The organism is Rhodococcus sp. MH15, from assembly GCF_019266045.1.
Classification (GTDB): Bacteria; Actinomycetota; Actinomycetes; order Mycobacteriales; family Mycobacteriaceae; genus Rhodococcus_F; species Rhodococcus_F qingshengii.
The window spans coordinates 1-3,036 of the sequence record NZ_LPNP01000063.1; the positions used below are offsets into that span (position 1 = coordinate 1).

Sequence of the window (3,036 nt, forward strand, 5' to 3'; positions counted from 1 at the left end):
CGTTGGCGAGCGCGACAGCGCCGGCGAGCAGATCGGCGAGCGCGTCGTGCTGTCCATCGGCCGCGACGATCTTGGCGACGAAGGCATACGGAAGTGATGCGGGTGTGGACATGAGGGGTTCTCCTAGGTGTCGAGGTTTCTTGGTGAAGCGAGTTCAGCGTATGACGAGCAAGGGCATGTGAGAAGTGGCGTATACGGCAGTATTGCTATTGTTCGCGCCATGCGTATCGGACTGATCGCGATCGACGGCTGCTTCGGTTCGGCTGTCGCGTCGGTCATCGACATCGTGCGGGTGGCCGACGGAGCCCGCGGCGATGTCGACCCGCGGATCGACCCGATCGAACTCGCCATACTCGGACCGAAACGGAGAGTGACCACGACGGCATCGATGACCCTGTCGGTGGACCACCCGCTGTCGGAGTCCGCAGAGTTCGACGTGGTCGTCGTCCCTGCGCTTGGAACCCTCACGGCCGCCGCTACCAACGACGCCCTCCAGAGCCGAGATGCTCGTTCGGTCATCGCCTCGCTCGGGCGCCTCGACGACGCGACCACCCGGATCGCCGCGGCGTGCACCGGCGTGTTCGCTGTCGCCGAGACCGGACGGATGCATCATCGGCGGGCGACGACCAGCTGGTTCCTGGGGCCGGAGTTCCTGAAGCGCTATCCGACCGTCGCCCTCGATCTCGACACCATGGTCGTGGTCGACGGGAACCTCGTCACCGCCGGCGCCGCGTTCGCCCACATCGACCTCGCGCTCTCACTCGTGCGATCGATCAGCCCCGACCTGGCCCAACATGTCGCCAAGCTCCTCATCATCGACGAGCGTCCGTCGCAGGCGGCCTTCGTCGCCTACGAACATCTCCGGCACGAGGACCCGATCGTCGTCGAGTTCGAACGCTTCGTGCGCGCCCGCCTGGACGAACCGTTCAACGTCGCCTTCGTCGCGCAGTCGCTCGGCACCAGCCGGCGCACCCTCGAACGACGAGTCCGTGCGGCGCTCAACCTCACTCCGCTCGGCTTCGTCCAACGGCTTCGCATCGAACGAGCTCGGCACCTCTCAGCAACCACGGACCTCACCTCCGCCGAGATCGCGCTACGGGTCGGCTACGCGAACGCCGAGACTCTGCGCTCCCTCCTGCGCAGGGAGCGACGCCGTTCCTGACCTATCGCCATGCCTGTAGCCGGTGTCCTAGTGCTCGACTGGAACCACCTCTCAGCACGTCGCGTCGACGCTCCTGCGTCGCCCCTGGACGACCCACTCGACACGCCCGCAGCACAGGCCATGTGACGTGCCCCGGCTTCCCGGACGGTCGGGGTTGGGTGGCTGTGATGTCGCTGCGTTCTCGTCGAGGGGGTCAGCAGACCCGATCAGGGTCGATTGGGATGAGACGCGAAGGCGGTCAGGTCAGGGCGGCCGAAGCCGGCCGGCGGGGTAGCGTTGGTCACGTCGAGGTCTTTCGGATGGATGGCGTAGGAACCTCCGTCGTCGGGAGACCTCGACGTCTACCTGCGGACCGACCCGCCCGGCCGACCTACACCCTCATCTGGGAAGAGCCGCTATGCGTATCTCCGGTCCTCTACCGATCGAACATCTCATGCCGCAAAAGTGGGAAACACATTGGCCCATCCTCACCGATTCCACAGAGTTGAGAGAAGCTGAAACTGCCCGACGTGAGCGTCTCGTTCATACGATCGGAAATCTCGCCTTGGTCACGACGAAACTCAATTCTAAACTTTCCAACAGCAGTTGGCAGACCAAACGCGCAGCGATATTGTCGCACAGCGCTCTCGCGCTCAATCGGTCTCTAAGTGCCGAATGGGGACCAGACGAAATTCTCGACCGATCGTCACAATTGGCAGATGCAATCTGCCGAGAATGGGCACGACCGGAGAACGGAGTAAAAACTCCGCCAGTTATGGGAGCGGTACCTTCGGTCAGTGAACTGCGCATTAATGAAGTTGATTCCACTGTCCATGCCGATAATTCTGATACTCGGCGCGCTGGGCGCTCCGAAGATGGAACCAGTTCGGGACGAAAGATAGCCACTCATATCAACGAAGTTTTCGAACAGTATCCGATCGGGACTGTGCTCACGGTCGCTCAGTTGCGCGCGCACGCGACATCTCAATATGCGGCGGGAGAAGCAAGCTCTGGGGCAATAACGAACAGGGTCAAGGCGGATGACGTGGAGGGAATATGTCAAGGCGGATGACGTGGAGGGAATATCAAGAGTGGAAGGCGTTTCGCCCCTTTGTGCGCAGAAAGTTTCAAGCGCAATCCATGATGCCCATGGCATGCCCGTATAATTTTCAACATTTCATTCTTTGTGGGCGCGGGCGTAGCCGCTGATATTTCGGGGCAGGTCACTGGGCTCAAAACTTGAGCCCAGCTCGTAGCCGATGCGCTTCGCAATGGTGAGGCTTGCAATGGTGAGGCCCAAGTTTTGGTACGTACGTCTGAGACGCGATGAGAACCTACCGATGTGGGGCGACGGTGCCGCCTGTCAGCCGGCCACGGTATGAATCAGGGATGACACGCACGGATGAGACATGGTTTCGGCTTTTGCAATGGACTCAGGACCAAGCCCCGTCCGAGCGTCTTGCGGCACACATACTCTCGTATTCCGGTTTCGAGGACATCGACCCGTCACATCCACTCGGAGGCAAAGACGGAGGACGAGATGCCTCCTGCTCCAAGGCCGGTCGCCCGTGGATCATGGCCGTCTACTTCCCCCGTGATCAGAAGACATTTAGTGACATCAAAGCCAAAGTCGAATCCGACCTCGCCGGCGCTCTGAAGCACGCTCCCTACGGGCTTGCCTTCATCACCAACCAGGAGCTCAGATTGAGCGAACGTGCCGACCTGATGGCGCTCGGGGCGGACGCCGACGTGATACTCGACCTTTTCCACCTAGATGTATGAGGAACGGACGTTAGTTACGCGGTGCCGGCGGTAAGCGGCGGGCGGTCGTCCTCCGCGTGTTGAATGCGGTCGATGATAATTGTAGTGAACGTTCCAGATTTCCACGGCGGTGC

Annotated in this window: 3 protein-coding genes and 2 pseudogenes; 3 read left to right on the top strand and 2 right to left on the bottom strand. The window is 61.2% G+C overall.

Annotation, left to right across the window (positions count from 1 at the left end):
- Window positions 1-112, bottom strand: a pseudogene (locus ATN37_RS14230) (antibiotic biosynthesis monooxygenase); the annotation flags it as partial.
- A gap of 108 nt (window positions 113-220) precedes the next feature.
- Here ATN37_RS14230 and ATN37_RS14235 point away from each other — a divergent pair.
- The 3 genes from ATN37_RS14235 (at window position 221) to ATN37_RS14245 (ending at window position 2,923) form a co-directional block, all read left to right on the top strand.
- Window positions 221-1,162: a GlxA family transcriptional regulator gene (locus ATN37_RS14235; protein ID WP_003941078.1), complete on the top strand. Its 942-nt coding sequence runs from the start codon at window positions 221-223 to the stop codon at window positions 1,160-1,162.
- A 397-nt stretch (window positions 1,163-1,559) separates the two neighbouring features.
- On the top strand, window positions 1,560-2,213 hold the full coding sequence (locus ATN37_RS14240; RefSeq protein WP_082661361.1) for an HNH endonuclease family protein: 654 nt from the start codon (window positions 1,560-1,562) through the stop codon (window positions 2,211-2,213).
- A 317-nt stretch (window positions 2,214-2,530) separates the two neighbouring features.
- Complete coding sequence (locus ATN37_RS14245; RefSeq protein WP_058037611.1) at window positions 2,531-2,923, top strand: hypothetical protein; 393 nt, start codon at window positions 2,531-2,533, stop codon at window positions 2,921-2,923.
- Here ATN37_RS14245 and ATN37_RS32510 read toward each other — a convergent pair.
- Window positions 2,912-3,036 (bottom strand): annotated as a pseudogene (locus ATN37_RS32510) (IS481 family transposase); the annotation flags it as partial. The gene ATN37_RS14245 and the pseudogene ATN37_RS32510 sit on opposite strands and share 12 nt — an antisense overlap.

Excerpts from the sequence above, each read along its gene's own strand:
- ATN37_RS14245 (WP_058037611.1), top strand. The coding sequence starts at position 2,531 with ATGACACGCACGGATGAGACATGGTTTCGGCTTTTGCAATGGACTCAG.
- ATN37_RS14240 (WP_082661361.1), top strand. The coding sequence starts at position 1,560 with ATGCGTATCTCCGGTCCTCTACCGATCGAACATCTCATGCCGCAAAAG.
- ATN37_RS14235 (WP_003941078.1), top strand. The coding sequence starts at position 221 with ATGCGTATCGGACTGATCGCGATCGACGGCTGCTTCGGTTCGGCTGTC.